The organism is Dyadobacter sp. SG02 (assembly GCF_900109045.1).
In the GTDB taxonomy this organism is placed as follows: Bacteria; Bacteroidota; Bacteroidia; order Cytophagales; family Spirosomataceae; genus Dyadobacter.
This window is the reverse complement of record NZ_FNYL01000001.1, coordinates 609181-628644: the sequence shown is the minus strand read 5'-3', so window position 1 is coordinate 628644 and position 19464 is coordinate 609181. Positions and strand designations below refer to the sequence as shown.

At 50.2% G+C, this 19464-nt stretch carries 14 protein-coding genes; 7 read left to right on the top strand and 7 right to left on the bottom strand.

All coding sequences use genetic code 11. The annotated features are described in order from the left end of the window. Positions 1–2 precede the first annotated feature (2 nt). From BMW93_RS02665 to BMW93_RS02640, 6 genes are all read left to right on the top strand, one after another. Positions 3–1421, top strand: coding sequence for a SusD/RagB family nutrient-binding outer membrane lipoprotein (locus tag BMW93_RS02665; protein ID WP_090373626.1), 1419 nt, complete (start codon positions 3–5; stop codon positions 1419–1421). Positions 1422–1441: 20 nt separating this feature from the next. Next, on the top strand, positions 1442–1915 hold the full coding sequence (locus BMW93_RS02660) for a hypothetical protein (RefSeq protein WP_090373625.1): 474 nt from the start codon (positions 1442–1444) through the stop codon (positions 1913–1915). A 157-nt stretch (positions 1916–2072) separates the two neighbouring features. Then, the gene (locus BMW93_RS02655; RefSeq protein ID WP_229240149.1) at positions 2073–3161 is read left to right on the top strand and encodes a carboxypeptidase-like regulatory domain-containing protein; all 1089 of its coding nucleotides are present in this window, start codon (positions 2073–2075) and stop codon (positions 3159–3161) included. A 236-nt stretch (positions 3162–3397) separates the two neighbouring features. Beyond that, a complete protein-coding gene (locus BMW93_RS02650; RefSeq protein ID WP_090373624.1) occupies positions 3398–6952 on the top strand; it encodes a VCBS repeat-containing protein in 3555 nt (1184 codons plus the stop codon). Positions 6953–7444: 492 nt separating this feature from the next. Continuing rightward, on the top strand, positions 7445–10633 hold the full coding sequence (locus tag BMW93_RS02645) for a TonB-dependent receptor (RefSeq protein ID WP_090373623.1): 3189 nt from the start codon (positions 7445–7447) through the stop codon (positions 10631–10633). 39 nt (positions 10634–10672) lie between these two features. Next, entirely contained in the window at positions 10673–12451 is a 1779-nt protein-coding gene (locus BMW93_RS02640) for a RagB/SusD family nutrient uptake outer membrane protein (RefSeq protein ID WP_090373622.1), read from the top strand. 99 nt (positions 12452–12550) lie between these two features. On the opposite strand, the gene BMW93_RS02635 is transcribed toward BMW93_RS02640, so the two are convergent. The 4 genes from BMW93_RS02635 to BMW93_RS02620 form a co-directional block, all read right to left on the bottom strand. Further along, entirely contained in the window at positions 12551–12955 is a 405-nt protein-coding gene (locus BMW93_RS02635) for an Hsp20/alpha crystallin family protein (protein WP_090373621.1), read from the bottom strand. 33 nt (positions 12956–12988) lie between these two features. After that, positions 12989–13249 (bottom strand): hypothetical protein, encoded by a 261-nt coding sequence (locus tag BMW93_RS02630; RefSeq protein ID WP_090373620.1) that lies wholly within the window; start codon positions 13247–13249, stop codon positions 12989–12991. Positions 13250–13327: 78 nt separating this feature from the next. Continuing rightward, the gene (locus BMW93_RS02625) at positions 13328–13711 is read right to left on the bottom strand and encodes a hypothetical protein (protein WP_090373619.1); all 384 of its coding nucleotides are present in this window, start codon (positions 13709–13711) and stop codon (positions 13328–13330) included. Positions 13712–13722: 11 nt separating this feature from the next. After that, positions 13723–14271 (bottom strand): RNA polymerase sigma factor, encoded by a 549-nt coding sequence (locus tag BMW93_RS02620; protein WP_090373618.1) that lies wholly within the window; start codon positions 14269–14271, stop codon positions 13723–13725. Between the two features lie 485 nt (positions 14272–14756). On the opposite strand from BMW93_RS02620, the gene BMW93_RS02615 reads away from it, so the two are divergent. Beyond that, positions 14757–15122 carry a hypothetical protein gene (locus BMW93_RS02615; protein ID WP_090373874.1) on the top strand — a complete coding sequence of 122 codons (366 nt, stop codon included), beginning with the start codon at positions 14757–14759 and terminating at the stop codon, positions 15120–15122. Positions 15123–15197: 75 nt separating this feature from the next. On the opposite strand, the gene BMW93_RS02610 is transcribed toward BMW93_RS02615, so the two are convergent. From BMW93_RS02610 to BMW93_RS02600, 3 genes are all read right to left on the bottom strand, one after another. Further along, positions 15198–16232 carry a Gfo/Idh/MocA family oxidoreductase gene (locus BMW93_RS02610; RefSeq protein WP_090373617.1) on the bottom strand — a complete coding sequence of 345 codons (1035 nt, stop codon included), beginning with the start codon at positions 16230–16232 and terminating at the stop codon, positions 15198–15200. A 170-nt stretch (positions 16233–16402) separates the two neighbouring features. Continuing rightward, positions 16403–18499 carry a PQQ-binding-like beta-propeller repeat protein gene (locus BMW93_RS02605; protein WP_090373616.1) on the bottom strand — a complete coding sequence of 699 codons (2097 nt, stop codon included), beginning with the start codon at positions 18497–18499 and terminating at the stop codon, positions 16403–16405. A 13-nt stretch (positions 18500–18512) separates the two neighbouring features. After that, positions 18513–19463, bottom strand: a complete 951-nt coding sequence (locus tag BMW93_RS02600) for a sugar phosphate isomerase/epimerase (protein WP_090373615.1) — start codon at positions 19461–19463, stop codon at positions 18513–18515. Position 19464 lies beyond the last annotated feature (1 nt).

Sequence of the window (19464 nt, the reverse complement as noted above, 5' to 3'; positions counted from 1 at the left end):
ACATGAAAAATATCAGATACATATTCAAAATGCTGCCTTTGCTGGGCTTGCTGCTAACGGCCTGCGATAAATTCCTGGACGTTAACACGGACGAAACCCTGAAAGGCGACGCCACCATGCAGGAACTACTGCCCACTGCGCAGTTTTACACGGCCGAAGCAAGTTTTCAGCAGGCCTTTGTGGCCTGCCAGTATGCGCAGCAACTTGGCAGCGCGCTGGGAGCGAACGGGATCGACACATATGCGGAGACGGACAACACGCTCGGCTGGTCGAACCTGTACCTGTATGCATTGCCGCAGCTCAATGCGATCATCAAAAAAGGGCAGGAGGAAGGCTCCCCGGCTTACGTGGGCATTGCAAAAGTGCTGATCGCTTACAACCTCGGCGTGGCGACCGTCAGTTGGGAGAATGTGCCTTACAGCCAGGCCGACCAGAAAAACTTCGCGCCCGCGTACGATACGCAGGAGCAGGTGTACGCGACCATTCTCAAATTACTGGACGAAGCGGTGACCGAACTTGGAGGCAATACGGGCGCGAAACCCGGTGAGGACGACCTCATTTATAAGGGCGACCTTGCCAAATGGTCCCGGCTGGCCTATTCGTTGCGTGCACGGTACGTCTGGCACGGCTCGCTACGGAATCCGCAACAAGCTGCGCAAGGCGCGCTGTCTTCTTTGGAAAAAGGAATGAAGGGTAATGAAGATGATTTTCAATTACAATACAATTCCAAAAATCTGAGTCCCTGGTACAGTAAGGTGGCTATCCCGAATACTACCGGCAATCTCACGGTCACATTTACGAATACGATCGTCGATCTTTTCAATGGCACTACACAGGGCGTTACGGACCCGCGGTTGTCGAAAGTGATTGGTTTGAAGAACAACCAGACGGTTTATTCGGGCGTGGTACCGGGCTCAGGCAGCGGCTCCACGGTCGATTTGAACAGTAAGGCCTGGCATTCGAATATCGACTCGCCGTTGGTGATGATGACTTACTCGGAGCTGAAAGGGATCGAGGCGGAGGCCAGGCTAGCGCAGAATGCCGGGGGAGGTACATCGGCGGCCGGATATGCCGCTTATCAGGAAATGATTTCCGCCAATATGAAGAAGGTAGGGGTAGAGCAGACGGATATCGACAAGTTCCTGAAAGATCCGAAGGTCGATACCGGCGCTTCAAAATTGACAGCGAAGCAGATCGTGACGGAGAAATTCAAATCCATGTTGCTCATCGGCGACGCCTGGACCGACATCCGCAAATACGATTACTTCGATTTCCCGATGCCGACCAATCCCAACCCTGATTTGCAGGGAAAGCGCATCCAGCGGATGAAATATCCTGATACGGAGATTACCCGGAACTCCAAAACCGTGCTGGCTAACCAGAAAGACCCGGAAGTGAGCATGTGGCTGATCAACAAATAGATTTTATAAACAGAAATATCATGAAACTGATCCTGAAATATATCCTGGCCTGCCTGACCCCGGTGCTGCTCACCAGCTGCTACGAAGAACCCGACTTGTTTGAAGAACTGCTGGTCAGTGAAGGTAAAGTAGCACAGATCGCGGTGGTATGGCTCGGAGATGCCAAAGTTTACAATGCTGCGGGCGTGCTGCAAACCACCACGACGGTGGATTCGCTCAGTACCGTCAATGTGAATATCGAATACACCTCGGAAGTGGCCGTCAAAGAATTCAAGGTCTATTCGGCCGCGACGGCTTCCGGCCCGCAGACACTCCTGGCGACGGTAGCCGCGGGTGCCCAGAAATATGATGCCGAGCTTCGTAACTATGTCATGAAAGTGCCGATTACCGCGCCGAAGGGAAAAAACGTCACTTCAACCATTTTTGCCGAGGTGATTGCCGATAATGCATTTGCATCGTCGCAGAAGACGGCCACGTTAAAAACCAAGCCGTAGTTGAAAATGAAAGGGATATGCAACGTTCGCGGGGTATTTTAAGTATCGTTTCAAAGTTTACGAACTCCTGATTTATCTTTGAGGATTAAAGCTTTGAACATTGATGCGCCCGCTTTTGAACTGCATATCCCTTAACCGTTACTTACTGATATTGGTCATGACTGCGCTCATGTGTACACGTATGTATGCGCAGCAGGCAGGAACCGTTACACTTTCCGGAAAGGTAACCGACGAAAAAACCGGCAAACCGCTGCCATTTGCCAATGTTTTTATCAATAATTCGACCATAGGGACCAATTCCGACGAAAACGGCAACTATCGGTTGCCTAATCTGGCCATAGGAAACCTTGAACTGGTAGTGTCGTTCCTGGGCTACGAAACCGTGAAGCAGACGCTGCGGTTTGAGCAGCCGGGTAACAAAACAGTAGTTTTCAAACTACGGGAAGGCCAGGAGCTGAAAGGAGTCACTATTGTTGCCAAAAAGAATAAAAAACGTGAAAAACATTTAAAGATCATCATCCGCGAGCTGTTGGGAAGGGGCAAATTCAGCAAATTGTGCAAAGTACTTAACCCGGAAGCATTGCGAATCTCGGAGGACGACGACGGGCATCTTGGCGCGCAGACTACCAAGCCGCTGATCATCGAGAATTACGCATTGGGTTACCGCATTCACCAGGACCTTGATGACTTCGATTACTTCAATGGAAAAGTTTATTATGGCGGCGCTACCCGTTTCGAGCTGCTCATGCCCAAAGACGATGCCCAACGCAAGCAGTGGCGGACGAACCAGAAGGAAGCATATAAAGGTTCTCTCAAACATTTGCTGACAAGCATGGTGGCCGATAGTTTGCAGGAGCAAGGTTTCAAGGTCTTCCAGGTCATTCCCGACTCACTCCGCATTTTTAAATCGGTCAGGAGTGTAAATGGCTATAATACCATTGCCAATCACGTCCATAACCGGATCGAGCCTGTGCGCGGAATGCGGCTCGTGCGGCCGGGCGAGTTACCTACTGAGCGGCTGGTGGTTTCGCTTACACAACTGGAAGTGTTTAATATGAACAGATCCGGCAGGTCGCCCTATGCCGATATGCCTTATGCTTACACCCAGATCACCCTTCCGCAGGGTTATATGGTTACCACACCGCAGGGATGGGTCGTAATGCCGATGGGTTTTGAGATTGCGGGTGATCTCGGTAATGACCGCTTCTCCAACCTGCTCCCCGCCGACTGGAAGCGCGACGAGTGAATACTAATTTCTAGCCTTCTGCTAAATATTAGCATATGGACTTGTATAAGTTTAATTATTTAGTTAAATAATGCCAAAAAGAGGCCGGTTAATAGCTCAGGAACAGACTTCCTGAAAACTTACCCCTGGCTTTAAGCATTTCAAACCTAACTAATTTAGGGAGATGGTATGCATTTGCCATCTCCTTTTCTTAATTTCGAAATATCCTGATTCCGCTAACTTATTGCACCTGGCTAATGTTCGTGAAGCGCTTACTTCCTGTATTGGTGGGGACGACCCTGCTTGTATCCTGCAAAAAAGAACTCAAAACTTTTACCGAACTGCCTGCCGGTGAGACAGGTATTCAGTTTTCGAACCGTATCGCCGAAAACGATACGATGAATATTCTCGCATTCGAGTATGTCTACAACGGCGGGGGCGTGGCCTTGGGCGATTTCAACAACGACAGCCTGCCCGACGTATATTTTACCGGGAACACTTCCCCGAACAAGCTGTATTTGAATAAAGGTGACCTCAAATTCGAGGATGTTACGGACAAAGCGGGTGTTGCGCCGGAAAATAAATGGTCGACGGGCGTGGCCTTAGTGGATATTAACAATGACAAACTGCTGGATATCTACGTGTGTGCGTCGGTGCGCAAGGTAGCGCAGCAGCGCGAGAACCTCCTGTATGTAAACCAAGGCATCGGGAAAGATAAAGTGCCGGTTTTCAAAGAAATGGGCAAGGAGTACGGGATTGCCGATACGACGCACACGACCAATGCGGCATTTTTCGATTACGACAATGATGGCGACCTGGATTTGTTCCTGATCGTCAATGAAATGGATGATAATAATATTCCAAACAAATACCACCAAAAGATCGTCGACGGCTCCTCCCGCCGCACCGACCGGTTGTACCGCAACGACTGGGACGCCAGGTTGAATCACCCGGTTTTTACCAATGTATCGAAAGAAGCAGGCATTCTGATCGAAGGTTACAGCCTGGGTATCAACGTGACGGACGTGAACCAGGATGGCTGGAAGGATGTGTACATCACGAATGACTACCTTACCAACGACCTTCTCTACATTAATAACGGCAACGGAACCTTCACGGACAAGTCCGCAAGCTATTTCAAACACACGTCGTATTCGGCGATGGGGAACGATGTAGCGGATATTAATAACGACGGCCTCGTGGATGTGGTGGCAGTGGATATGATGCCGGCGACCAACCGCCGTAAAAAAATGATGACGCCGGCGAACAGCTATGTGACTTACCAGAACAACGACCTTTTCGGTTACCAGTACCAGGTGGCCAGAAACACATTGCAACTCAATATGGGAAGCCCTGTCGAGGGAGCCCATTCGCCGGTTTTTAGTGAAATAGGGCTGCTTGGCGGCGTTGCCGAGACGGATTGGAGCTGGACGCCGATGGTCACAGATTTTGATAATGACGGCTTTCGGGATATTATTATTACAAATGGCTTCCCAAGAGACATTACCGATCTCGATTTCATGGCCTATCGCTCCGAGGTGTCGAGTATAGTGGCACCCAAAATGATGCTCGACTACATTCCGAGTGTCAGGATCAGGAATTTTGCATTTAAAAATAACGGTAACCTGGGTTTCGACGACGTAACCACCGACTGGGGTATCGAAACACCGGGGTTTTCAAACGGCGCCGCCTATGCCGATCTAGATAACGATGGTGACCTGGATTACGTCGTCAACAATATCAATGACTCGGCAATGGTGTATCGCAACAACAGCATTCAGCTCAGGCCGGCGGAAAGCAATTATCTGCGTATCGCGTTTAAGGGGGATCGTTACAATGGGGCGGGGATCGGCGCGATTGCGGAAATCACTTACCCGGACGGAAAAAAACAAGTCGCCGAAAACTCGCCTTACCGGGGCTATTTATCGACCGTCGAGCCGGTTTTACACTTTGGCTTAGGGAAGGAGAAGGCTTTGCAGGAAGTAAAAATCACCTGGCCGGGCGGGAAAAGTCAGGTTTTGAAGCATATTAAGGCCAATCAGCTGCTGGTCGTGAATGAGAAGGACGCCGCCATAGTGCCGACATCCGCCGAACAGCCTGTGACGCCGCTGTTTACCGATATCACGGGCGATTTGAATGTGCCGTATCGTCACGAGGAAATGGACATTATCGATTTCAATGTGCAGAAGCTGTTGCCGCATAAAATGTCGCAGTTCGGGCCGGCGCTTGCGGCGGGGGATGTGAATGGCGATGGGCTGGAAGATGTGTTCGTGGGCGGCGCGTACCTGCACAAAGGACGGTTTTTACTCCAGAAACCGGATGGCAAATTCACAGTGGCGGATTTGCTGCCGGGGCTGGAAGGTTTCGAGAAAACAACCGAAGACATGGGCGTGGTGCTTTTCGATGCAGACCGGGATCAGGACCTGGATCTTTACATCGTGAGCGGTAGCTACGAGCTCAAAGAAGGCTCCGACGCATTGAAGAATGCATTGTACCTCAACGATGGAAAGGGACATTTTACCCACGATAGTGCCGCATTACCCGCATTTTTAGTGAATGGTTCCTGTGTGAAAGCCGTTGATTACGACCGCGACGGCGACCTTGATTTGTTTATAGGAGGAAGGGTAGAAGCCGGGAAATATCCGAAACCGGTTTCAAGTTATATCCTGCGCAACGATTCCAATGGCACCGGTACGGTTCGTTTTTCTAATGTTACGGCCGCGGTGGCGCCCGAGCTGGCTGGCATCGGGCTGGTCTGCGACGCGCTCTGGACCGATTATGACAATGACGGCTGGCCGGACCTCCTGCTCGCCGGGGAATGGATGCCATTGACTTTCCTGAAAAACGAGAAAGGTAAATTCAAAAAGGTAGCCACCGGGCTCGAAGCGAAGAAAGGATGGTGGGGAAGCCTCGTGGCGGGCGATTTCGATAACGACGGCGACATGGACTATATCGGCGGGAACCTCGGAGCAAATACGCTCAGCCGGGCTTCGGAAAGCCGTCCCGTGAGCGTGTACGCGAAGGATTTTAACAACGACGGCTACTTCGATGCATTACCGACCGTTTTTTACAAAGCGGAGGACGGCACTTACAAGGAATTTCCATACAATACCCGCGATGATATGGGCAAGCAGGTAATTCAGGTTCGGCAGCGTTTCCAGGAATACAGTAAGTTCGCCGAGGCGGGATTGCCGGATATTCTGAAACCGGAGGAATTGAAGGATGCATTGCATTTGTCGGCTACATGGATGAAAAGCAGCTACATCGAGAACCAGGGTGGCGGCAAGTTCGCATTGCACGAGCTGCCTGTTCAGGCGCAGTTTGCACCATTATTTGGGATGATCGCCGATGATTTCGACCAGGACGGTAACCTCGATCTGATGCTGACGGGAAATGATTACGGCTCTGAGGTATCGGTAGGGCGCTACGACGCCATGTACGGGCTTGTGTTGAAAGGCGATGGCAAGGGAGGCTTCCGTCCGCTAAGCATTTCGGAAAGCGGCTATATGGCGGGCGGCAATATGAAGGGCCTCGTGCGCGTGGCCTCGTCTGATGGCAACCGGCTATCGGTAACCTCGCAAAACCGCGAGCTGCTACGCTTCCACCGTGCGACCAGGCCGACGCGCAAAATCAGCCTGGCGGCTGGCGAAACGTCGGTGCTGCTGCATTTGAAGAACGGGAAATCGAGACGTGAGGAGCCGGGCTACGGCTCGTCGTTCCTGTCGCAATCGAGTCACGCATTGTTCCTGCCGGATTACGTATCTGCTATAACCGTTACCGACTCGCAAGGTAAAAAGAGAGAGCTGAAATAGCCGTCAGAGTCTGAACGCCTCCGCCTGTTCGATTGTAGTATTTTGCCGTTACGGTGCTCGTAGCGGCATTTTTGTTATAATATGACTTTTCCTATTTGGAGTGAATTTTGGTCAAGATAGGAATATAAATATTTAAGTTAATTGTATAAAAAATCCGAAAAGACTGGCCAAAATGCGTCTGATGGACGATATAGATATTTTATCTTTTTAAAGAGGCGTTAGAATTAAAGTTTTGTAACTGACTTTTTACTATAAATGACTGATAACATGTTATTTGTAGCGTTGACACTTATTAAAACAGAGATTAAAAAGAGATTAAAAATTTTCAAAACGGGCCCTTATTTCTTGGAATAAATCAATTCTGCTTTACCTATTTAGATGGAATAGTGCAATTTTATATTTGATTGAATATATTTTGTAGTTATTAGATTATTTAATGATTGTAAATGAATATTTTTGGGATGCATAACTATATTAACCTGACTAAATACGATGAAACAAAACTACCTTCACCTGGGAAGCAGGCTGGTTTTTTGCGTGCTCCTCTTTCTCACCTCCCACGTAGCTTTTTCACAGGATATCACCATCACCGGAAAGGTTATGGATGAGCAATCCGGTTCGAGCTTGCCGGGAGCCTCTGTCACACTAAAAGGTTCCACGACCATCGGCGTCACTACGGACGCGGATGGCAAGTATTCCATTAAAGTGCCTTCCAGCGCTCAGATGCTGGTTTTTTCATTCATTGGCTATACGGCTAAGGATGTGGCGATTGGTAACCGGACGGTGATAGACGTTTCGATGACGAGTGACGTGAGCGCACTCGAAGAAGTGATTGTGACCGGTTACGGTTCGCAATCGCGGCGTGACATTACGGGTTCAGTAACGACTGTAAATGCGAAAGACCTGCAATCTGTTCCGGCCACTACATTTGCCCAGCAATTGCAAGGCCGGGCATCGGGTCTGAACATCGTGAACGACGCAACGCCCGGCGGAAACGCGACTGTGCGTATACGGGGGTTCGGTACCATTGGTAACAACGACCCGCTGTTCATTATCGATGGCGTGCCGACGGAGAACCAGGGTAACCTTAACCCCAACGACATTGAGACGATCCAGATCCTGAAAGACGCATCTTCGGCGTCCATTTACGGCTCGCGGGCGGCAAACGGGGTAGTAATTATCACCACCAAACGCGGTAAAATTGGTAAGCCGGTGATTTCATTCAACGCTTATTACGGAACGCAGAAGGCTTATAAGGAAGTGGAAGCGCTGAATGCCAAAGAATTGGGGGAATACCTTTACCTGGCCGATAAATACGCAGGTAAGACGCCTTCGCATGGTCAGTACACATTCGGTCCGAATGGCGAGGTTACCATCCCTGATTATGTGTTCCCCAGCAAAGGCAAGGAAGGCACTCCCGACGTGGATCCTGCCAAGTATTCACTCGTACCCGGTAATATTTACGCGATCACCAAGGCCGCAGATACTAACTGGTGGCGAGAACTCACTACAACAGCACCCATTCAAAATTATCAGTTATCGGCAAGTGGTGGTACTGAAAACAGCCGCTATGCATTGTCAGTGGGGTATTTCAGCCAGGACGGTGTCGTTAAATTCATTGGCTACGATCGTTATACTGTGCGGGCCAACACCGAGTTTTCAACTGCCAACAAACGATTCCGCGTAGGGGAGAACCTGGCAGTGTCGTTTGATAACAGAAAGGGAGGTTTCGGAAACAATGATGAGCAAAATGCGGTTTCTGGTAGCTTCAAGCACCACCCGTTATTGCCTGTTTATGACATCAAAGGCAATTTCGCCGGTTCAAGGGGTGCCAACCTGGGTAACAACTCCAACCCGTATGCGACGCTTTACCGCCAGATGGATAACCGTACCTACCGACTGCGCGCGTTCGGTAATGTGTACGGAGAGTTCGACATTATTCCTAACCTGACTGTTAAAACGAGTCTTGGTATCGATGGAGTAAGCGAACGTGGGCGTTACATAGGTCGCGCCAATCCCGAATATGTTGAAGGTAGCTTCAACAACGAGTCGAGATCAACCAATAAGTATTCCTACCAATGGGTTTGGACGAATACTTTGAGTTACTCTCACAACTTTGGTACCAATCACAAAGTGGATGCTTACGTGGGGGTTGAAGCAATCCGCGAGTTTGCGGAGGAATTCGGCGCGGCCCGTTCAGGTTATGCATTTGAAATTCCATCCATTATCAACTATCTCAACCTCGGTGATGCAACCAAGGCGTCCAACTACGGTGGTGTAAACCGCGATTACAGCCTCTACTCGCAATTCGGGAAAGTTAACTACGCTTTTGCGGACAAATATCTGTTCCAGTTTATCTTGCGTAATGATGCTTCTTCCCGCTTTCAGCAGGCTTCCAGAAGCGCGGTCTTCCCGGCATTCAGCTTGGGATGGCGGTTGTCGGATGAGAACTTTATGAAGTCGGCGAGCTTTATCAATGACATGAAACTGCGCTACGGTTGGGGTAAAACAGGTAACCAGAAAATCGGGGACTACAATGCCTTCACGACCTACCGGGCCAACATTTTCAACGCAGGTTATCCGATCGACGGATCAGGAAGTCAGCCAACGATTGGTTATGATGCGGCTTCATTTGGTAACCCCAATGCGAAATGGGAGACTACAACTTCCAATAACATCGGTTTGGACGCGACTTTCCTGAACGACGCGTTGACGCTCGAACTGGATTTCTGGAACCGGAAAACTACCGATATGCTCTTCTCGACACCGATCACTTACACAGCCGGCGATGCCAATGCTCCTTCTTTCAATGTGGGCCAAATGACGAACAAGGGTATCGACCTTGGGTTGTCATATCGCAACACAGCAATGAAAGGCGAGCTGCGCTACGGTGCTTCTGTAAACTACTCGATGTACCGCAACACGGTGGATAAACTCGATGAAAGCGATAATACCAAATATTTTGGTGCAGGCTCACGTGTGCCGGCGGTGACGCTCACACAAGCTGGACTGCCGATATCGTCCTACTATGGTTATAAAGTGCTGGGAATCTTCCAGTCCGACGAAGAAGCCAAAGCCTGGGCACCTTACGGATCGTATAATAAGGCAGGTAAGTTCAAAATCGCGGATATCAACAATGACGGCAAGATCACGGATGATGACCGGACCGTTATCGGTAACCCGCACCCCGACTTCGTGTATGGTATAAACGTGAACATTGGTTACAAGGCTTTCGACCTGACGGTATTTGGTAATGGTGTGGTGGGTAACGAGATATTCAGCTACCTGCGTTATTTTACCGATTTCAACACATTCCAGGGTAACCGTGCGAAACGTGCGTTGTACGACGCATGGCAGCCTGATCATAAGGAAGGAACCGTGCCCATCATGGATGCGGATGATCAGATCAGCAGCCGCCCGTCGAGCTACTTCGTTGAAAAAGGTACCTATTTCCGCCTGAAAAACGTGCAGCTTACTTATACATTACCAAAAGCAGTATCAAGCAAAATCGGTTTCAGTAATGCGCAGCTCTATGTCCAGGGACAGAATATGTTCACTGTCAGCAAATACACTGGTCTGAACCCTGAAATTCAGACAGGTGAAGACCGTACGCTGGGCTTTGACGGAGGTTATATGCCTGTTTCCAGGACATTCCTGGTGGGGCTCAACGTTTCATTCTGACAACCGGTTTTTTCTACTGATCCTAAATATTCAATATATATGAATGCAAGAATTGTAAAATATATGCTTTCGGTGGGTTTGGCGATCGGAATAGTCTCTGCTTGCAAGGACGAATTTTTGAGTCGCGATCCACAGGGCCAATACAGTCCGACGGCCCTTAAAACACCTTCTGGTGTGGAAGGTTTGCTGGTCGGGGCCTATGCGATGATCGACGGTCAGGGCCTCGATGGCCAGGATTCCTGGAACAACGATATCCAGAGTTGGGTTTTCGGTGGACTCGCTTCCGATGATTCCTACAAAGGGACAGACGCCGGTGACCAGCCAGAACAGTCATTTATCGAAAAATATGACTTCCAGCCAACTAACAACCACATCAGAAATAAGTGGCGGGGCTTGTATAAAGGAGTGGCCCGTACCAACGATGTGATCAACACGATGGCCGAAGTGCCGGAGATCAGCGACGCCCGCAGAAAGCAGATTATGGCCGAAGCGCGATTCCTGCGCGGCTTGTATCACTTCGAAGCAAAGAAAATGTGGAAAACAATTCCATATATCGATGAGACAATTTACAAGCTGGACGACCTCGAAAGTACCAAAATTCCGAATGACAAGGACGTATGGCCGATGATAGAGGCTGATTTTAAAGCGGCTTCCGAAGGTCTTCCCGAAGTACAATCACAGGTCGGCCGTCCTACCAAGTGGGCAGCGCTGGCTTTCCTTGCCAAAGCTTATATGTACCAGGGTTGGAACGTGACCACCGGCGCTGCCAATGTGGCTGTATTGCAAAAGGCGAAACCTATTCTGGAACAAATTATCGCGTCGGGTAAATTTTCGCTGGCGCCGAAGTTCGAGGATAACTTCCTGATCGCCACCCGTAACAATGTCGAGTCGATCTTTGAAATCCAGTACGCGGTTTCGAGTGCATCCGGCGACGCGGCTGACGCGGGCGTAGGTTTGGCTCACCCGTACATCGACCCCTGGGGATGCTGCGGATTTTACCAGCCTTCGCAAAACCTGGTGAATGCATTTAAAACCAGTGCCACCGGCCTCCCGTTGCTGGACACTTTCAATGAAAGCGATGTGAAAAACGACCAGGGCCTGAAATATACCGACCCGTTCGTACCTTACACCGGCACGCTCGATCCGCGTCTGGATCAGACCGTAGGTCGCCGGGGCATTCTTTTCAAGGATTTCAAAATTCACGGCAGCGATTTTATCCGCGATCAGACTTACGCAGGGCCCTATTCTCCCAAAAAACACATTTCCGAGAAAGCGGGCTTCGGGATCAATGGCTGGGGTAACCTGTCAAGCAACAACTACCGCATTATGCGTTACGGAATGATCCTTTTGTGGCTCGCCGAATGTGAAGTGGAACTGGGTAACCTCGAAAACGCGCGGAAACTGGTGAACCAGATCCGTACCCGTGCCGCCAACCCGGCTGGCTTTGTCAAAAAAGCCGTTCAGGGACCCAAATCGAGGGACGACTATTCTGTGTTGAATGAGCCGGCAGCGAACTATGTGATTAAAACTTACGACCAGGCCTGGGCGGACGCCGCAACCGCCCGCAAGGCGGTACGTTTCGAAAGCCGTCTGGAATTTGCTATGGAAGGTCACCGTTTCTTCGATCTGCAACGCTGGGGTATCGCCGCGGAAACGCTGAATGCTTATGTAGCGGTGGAGGCCAACAAGAGGGTTTACAAAAAAGGAGCAGTTTTCACAAAGGGTAAAAACGAGTATTTCCCGATTCCGCAGGAGGCGATCGACCGGTCGTACAAGGCGGGAGCAGCTACGCTCACACAAGACCCTGCGTATAAATGATTTTGGTTAGTTAAAACCAGTATTTGTTAAGCGTTTGTAATCAGAAAAGCCCCTGCGATGATGCGGGGGCTTTCTTAGTTGATGAAGTCTTGAAATAACTTAGTTTACATTGATCTCCTGTGCGGTCCGTTCCGCGCCGGGTATGATCGGCAGCGTCAATTGCAGGATGCCATTCACATATTGGGCGCTGATGTTTTCGGTATCGACGGTGTTGTCGATCATAAACGTCCGCTGAAACGAGCTCTTGCTGAACTCCTGCCTGATCCAGTTGCGCTTTTCGCTTAGATTGTCTTTCAGCTCATAGGAAATGGTAAGCTCCAATCCCTGCACATTGATTTTGAAATCTTCCTTGTCGCGGTCGGGCGCGAAGATGAGCATTTCGTAATTGCCGTCGTTTCTGACGATGTTCACGGGTACGCGGAAATCGCGCTGCGGGCCGAAATGCCTGCCATAATGGTCGTGGCGCATGCCAAAGCCACGACGTCCGAATCTGTTATCACACATGGTATTTGATTGTTTGTTGGATGAATGGATTGTTTAAACTTTTTGGGGCATCGGACCCAGCGGATCGGCCAGGTATTCCCGCTGCGGGTTGCCGAAACCTGCCTCCGGATAGCCATAATAGCCCGAATGGTAATGGCGCCATCTGCGGAAGCGCCTTCTTCCTGCAAACAGCCTGAAAATCAGCCCGACGAAAAGGAAGAAAAATATGGCCTTGAATATCAGGAACGGCAGCGCGAGCAGGAACAAGCCTGCCAGGACGGCGGCCCCAATGGATTTTAGAATGACGATGAACATGATCTTGTCTGGTTTTGATGAATAATCGTTCGCCGTTTGCGGCTACATCATTGCAGACGTGCAAGTGAAGAAATTACTTTAAATATTTTCCGGTGGTTTTCTCCAGCGGTTGCGCATTTCCTGGCGGAAGCGGCGGCGTTCCTCGTCGGTCATTTGCATCCATTTGTTTTTCCACGCCATAATCTCCTCGCGCCCCCCGCGACCGAAGTGCCGGTTGAAACGCTGCCATTTGCCGGGATGCCGGTGGTGGCCAGGCCCTCCCCGGAAGCCGCCGAAAAGTATTTTGCACAAAACAAACAAACCTACCGCTTGCCAGTAGGTGATGGTGTTAAAGTTGGCGGCGGCGGGCAGAATGGCGTTCCAGAGCCATTGCACAATTGCTCCGAGGCCGAGGGCTGCGATCAGGACAAAAACCGGTAGCGCAAGCCGAAATCTCCTAACTCTGTTTTGCGGGTTCATCATGGTCAACAAATTTAATAATTTACAAACTCCCGGTACACGCTTTCGAGCCGTTCACGAAGATGGCGGACTGCGTAGCGCTTTCGGGATATTAAGGTTTTGATATTTTCTCCGGTACGGTCCGCGATCTCCTGGAACGTCTGGTCTTCGAGTTCGTTCCAGATAAACACCTGCCGCTGGTTTTCGGGAAGTTCGTCCAGGGCAATGTTCAGTTGCTCCCAAAAGAGATCTTTCAGATATGCGGATTCGGGCGTATTGTCATCGGCAAGCAGGATGTCCTTGAAATGAAACTCGCCATCCTCGTCTTCGTAACCGAAATCTTCCAGCGATTCGGGCTTTTGTTTGCGGTATTTATCGATGATCCGGTTGCGGGCCACGCGATATAGCCAGCTGCTCATCTGCTCTATCGCCTCAATCTCCGGCACGGTGCTCAGCTGGTACCATACGTCCTGCAAAATGTCCTCCGCATCCTCATCGGTATTCACGCGCTGCCGGATGAACCCCAGCAACTGCTTGCCATAGGATGCGACGGTCTGGATGATATTTGGCTTTTTCTGCGACAAACGGACTTTTAAGCTATGATAAATGGGCAGACGGCCGGGAGCCGGAAATACTTTAACAGGCAACAATATTTTTTGCCTTGAAGACACAAAGCGTCACGAATTCAATGGCTTCGTGCTCATTCACGGCCCGCCGCAGCGGCAGAGTTCTTCGCGGCAAAACCCACTAACTGAGTATACTATTTAAATATATTAAAATAGTGCAAAATATTTAATTTGTACTTTTCTAATGGAACTGGCAAATTTCAAACGACTTGCTGTACTTTTCCTATAATCATAGGATTATTTCAATATTTACATATCATTGAAAAAAGAACTTTGACTCGTCTAAATCGGCCTTATTGACTTTTAATCACAATGTTGGGTATCTTTGTATTGTCCAAAGAGCAAAAGACGGAAACGCAAAGCTGCTCAGAGAACTTGATCGGTTAAATGTCCGAAAAGTACAATTGGTAACATTGATTCAGACCTTAAACATTAAGAATAAAATGAAAAAGACTATCTTGGCTATCGCAGTTTTGGTGGGAGTATCAACTGCAAATCTTTCAATCGCTGCTGACAAAGTAAAAGAAAACAACGCTTCTATCGAGCTGGTTTCAGGTGCAGAATTGAAATTCAAATTGTCTCTTGAAAATGTAAAAGAAAGATCTTCACTGGTTATTAAAGACTACACAGGAACAATCGTTTACAGCACATCGATCCCTAAGTCTGAAACCTACACTAAGATCTTCGACTTGTCGAACCTGGCAGACGGAAATTACAGCTTCATCATCAACAATGGCAGCGAAATTTCTACAAAGCCATTTGCGATCTCGACTGAAACAAAACGTCAGGTAACAGCGGTTATCAAATAATTTAAGCCTCAATCGGGCACTAAAAAAGGCAGTCGGGATCTTCCCGACTGCCTTTTGCTATTTCAAAATGGCTGTTTAATAAGCCAATACTTTCTTCTCGTTGCTGCTTTGGAATGCCAGGTCGATTACGCGGCACGTGCGTAAAACCTCTTCCGGCTTTACGGCCAGCTCCGCGCCATGCACGATCGCGTCGTAGACGTTTTGGTAGAACGGCGCATAATCACCCGCTTCGCTTTTCACAATGCCTGAGAATGCTTCGCTGTATAATTTGCCCCAGCGATCTTCCGGTTCTACGCCCCACGGTTTTTCGGTAGGTAGCACATTTTTGCGTAAAGTTTCTTCCTGGGGATCCAGGCCTCCTTTGATAAATGAGCCTTTCGTGCCGTGCAATACGTAGCGCAAATGGTTTTCATACACCATCAGGCTCGATTTCACGATCACCGATTTATCGGCATATCCCAGGCGAATATCGAAATAGTCGTCGATTTCGCTGTTCGGGCGGACGATGCGAATATCCGCGGTAACCGTTTGCGGCTCGCCGAACAGTACCAGGGCCTGGTCGATCAAGTGGGGGCCCAGGTTGTAAACATTACCGCCCACAGGTACGGCTCGTTCTTTCCAGGACCCGGCAACAGCCTCACGGTAGCGGTCGTAGCGGCATTCGTATTCGATAACATCACCCAGTTTGCCTTCGCCAAGTAGTTTTTGAATGGTCAGGAAGTCGGAATCCCAGCGGCGGTTCTGGTATGCGGTCAATATCAGACCTTTTTCTTTGGCTACTTTCACAAGTTGGCGGGCTTCGTCTTCCGTAGCCGAAAAAGGCTTTTCGATCACAACGTGCTTGCCGTTTTGAAGGGCGTCCATCGCATATTCGAAATGTGTGTCGTTGGGCGTACATATGAAAACCAGGTCGATTTCCTCGTCGCTGAGCAACTCCTCCACCGACCGCGCATTGCCGATCGTGGGATCAAATTCCTGCGCCTCGTTTTTGGTCCTTTCGACCACCGTTTTGATTTTGAAATTGGGATTGGTACTCAGGAACGGCGAGTGAAAATACCGCCCCGACAAACCGAAACCGATTAAACCGACATTGAGAATTTTTGAAGGCATAGTTTTAAATTTTGCTTTGTCACAAAGGTAACCTTCCCCGAAAACTGGACAAGGAACCCGTGCAGGATGTTTAGGATTGATTGGAGATTTGATGACATACATTTGACTGGCATCAATGCCATTTGCCATGACAACCGGGGAGAAGAAAATGGAGATTTTCCGGAATCGCATCAAGGCAATGCAAACGCCACATACCGATCCCCAGACTTCGTATTCAACTTCCCTCCGCCACAGGCTATGACGACATATTGCCTGCCATTCACCGAATAGGTGCTTGCGGAGGCGTAACCCGCGGCCGGCAATGCAGCCTGCCACAAAATCTTACCGGACTCCTTGTCAAATGCCCGGAACTGCTCGTCGCGGCTGCCGGCGATGAATATCAGGCCGCTTGCGGTGACGAGCGGGCCGCCGTAGTTATCGGTACCGGTGGGCGGGATGCCTTTGGCGGTTAGCTCCTTGTATTCGCCCAGGGGTACCTGCCATTTTCTTTGGCCTGTATTCAAATCAACGGCAGTCAACGTGCCCCAGGGCGGCTGACTTACCGGGTAGCCGTTTCGGTCGTACCAGCGGTTGTATCCGGTGTGCTGGTAGGGCACCTGAGTTTTTGAATCGATTGTAATGCTTTCCTGTTTTTCCTGATTGGTTAGATACGCGATAATCGACTTTCGCTCGGCCTCTGAAATGTGCGTAAATGAAGGCATCATACCGCGCCCATTCTGCAATACAGCCTCTATTTGTGCAGGTTTCAGGCGTTTTTCGAGGTTAGCGAGCGAAGGGTAGGAGCCGTCGTGGTTGCCCATTTTGTCGGTCCCGTGGCAGGCGGCGCAGTTTATTTGATACAATTGTGCGCCGGTGACGCTGGCGGCGTTTTTAGGGATTTCTTTTTTAATGAGTGAAGTATAAACAGGTATTTCTTTGGCTGGTACGTATATGACGCCACTTGGGTCGGTTGCCGCGCCGCCCCATTGTGCGCCGCCGTCGGTACCCGGATAGAAGATGGTCATGCTGGAAGTGATCGGAATGTAGGCGCTGCCGGTTTTCGCTTTGGAAAGCAGGTCTGCGAGCGAATCCCGGTCGGCTACGAATGCATTGAAATCACCTGCATTGAACGTCTGGCGTGTAAATGGGACTGGTAATGTAGGAATAGGCTGCGTAGCGCTTACTTTCTCGCCTTCAATCCCAGGAAAATTAAATGCGGTTTCCTTGATCGGGAACAACGGTTTGCCGTTAACGCGGTCGAGTACGAATACGTAACCTTGTTTGGTTACCTGCACGACGGCGTCCACGCGCTTACCCTTGTGCGTGACGGTCACGAGGTTGGGCGGACACGGCGGGTCGCGGTCCCAGATATCGTGGTGCACGAGCTGGTAATGCCAGAGGCGCTTGCCTGTGGCGGCGTCGAGAGCGATGAGGCAGTTGGCAAAAAGGTTGTTACCGGGCCGGTTACCACCATAAAAATCATAAGCAGCCGAGCCGGTGGGAATGTAAACAATGCCGCGCTCGCGGTCGACAGCCATACCGGCCCACGCGTTGGCGCCGCCGAAATGCTCCCGCGCATTGGCAGGCCAGGTTTTCGCTCCGAATTCGCCCTTAGCCGGAATGGTACGGAACGTCCAGACGAGCCTTCCCGTACGCACATCATACGCACGCACGTCCCCGAGAAGGGCGGTTTCGCTTTCGTTGACGCGCGCACCGGTGATCAACAGGTTTTTGTAAATAGTGTTGGGTGTATTCGGAGTAATGTAGTCATCCGCGCCGGGGCGTTCGAGGCCGGTTTTCAGATTAATACGCCCGTTTTCCCCAAATGTTGGTATCAATGAGCCGTCGGCAGCATTCAATGCATAAATCCATTTCCCGGCCCCGAAAAAGATGCGTTTCTCTTTGCCGTCCGACCACCAGGTAACGCCGCGGCTCGTGGTACCGCCGTTATCGGTCATATTGGTTTTCCAGAGTTGCTGTCCCGTGGCCGCATTCAATGCAAATGCCTGTGTTCCTGCCGACACGCCGTACAGAATACCGTCGATCACGATCGGGTTGCATTGCATTTGCGTGCGGTTACGCGCAGTATCCGCACCGCCGGACGCGTACGTCCATGCGACTTTGAGCTGCGTTACATTATCCTTTGTGATCTGGTTCAGCGCGGAGTAATGGCTGCGCGCGCCGTTGCCATTGTATTCCGGCCAGTTCTGGTCCGTGGAATCCGTGCTGATCACAAAACCGCACAATGCGGCCAACGAGGCCGGCAGGAGGATAGGCGTTAGTTTCATGGGGTACGGGTTGTTAAGCGGCTGCCCAGAGTTCTTTCAGCTTTTGTAAATCCCGCTTCATCGCATCGAAAACCACTTTTTTATCCACAGTAATCTGAAATGCCCCCTGATCGGCCCCGCCCAGCGGATATTCGAGGTGGAGGCAGATCGGTACATCCACTTTCAGGTCTTTCAGCAGCTTGAAATAGGTTTTGAAATCCACCATTCCTTCGCCGAGCGGCACGCTTTTCACGGCCCATTTACCGCTGCTGTTTTTATCCCAATAAAAATCCTTGATCACGATCGTCTTGATATGCGGACGGATCAGGTTGAAGCCGGTTTGCCACGAAAGGCCACCTTCGACGGTGGCGTGGCGGATGTCGTATTGCGCGCCCATTGTTTTCGGGTTGGCTTTTTGAAGGATTTGCCAGATTTCGAACATCGACGCGCCCACCATTCTGCCCGAATGGTTCTGGTAGCAGCCGTGAATGCCCAGTTTGTCATTCAGCTGGCTCAAACCAGCCATTTTAGTACTGAATTCGCCGAGTTGTTCGGGAATCGCTTTTTGCTCATTGTATTTGTACCAATTCATGCGGTAATACTTGAAACCCAGCTTAGCCGCTGTTTCAAGCAGTTTTTTGTCAACAGGATTGGCGGCGTCTTCAACGGCTGTACAGAACATTTGCGGCGCCAGTCCTACCTTTTTCATCGCTTCCACGGCCAGCGGAAGGTCCGTTTCTACTTTTTCGGGTAAAACATGGCCCTTGGGTCGCACGGTAAGGTCGATACCGTCGAAACCGAGCTCTTTGGCCACCTCCGCCATATCCTGATAGTTCAGGAATTGCAGGTGTTTGGAAAAAATATTGACTTTCAGATCGCCTGGTGCGCTGTTGACCGGGCTAGCGAACGATTCTTGTGCCAGCGAAGGGATAATGCTGCCGGCGAGGGCGCTGTTAATGAGGAAATCTCTGCGGGATAAGTTCATG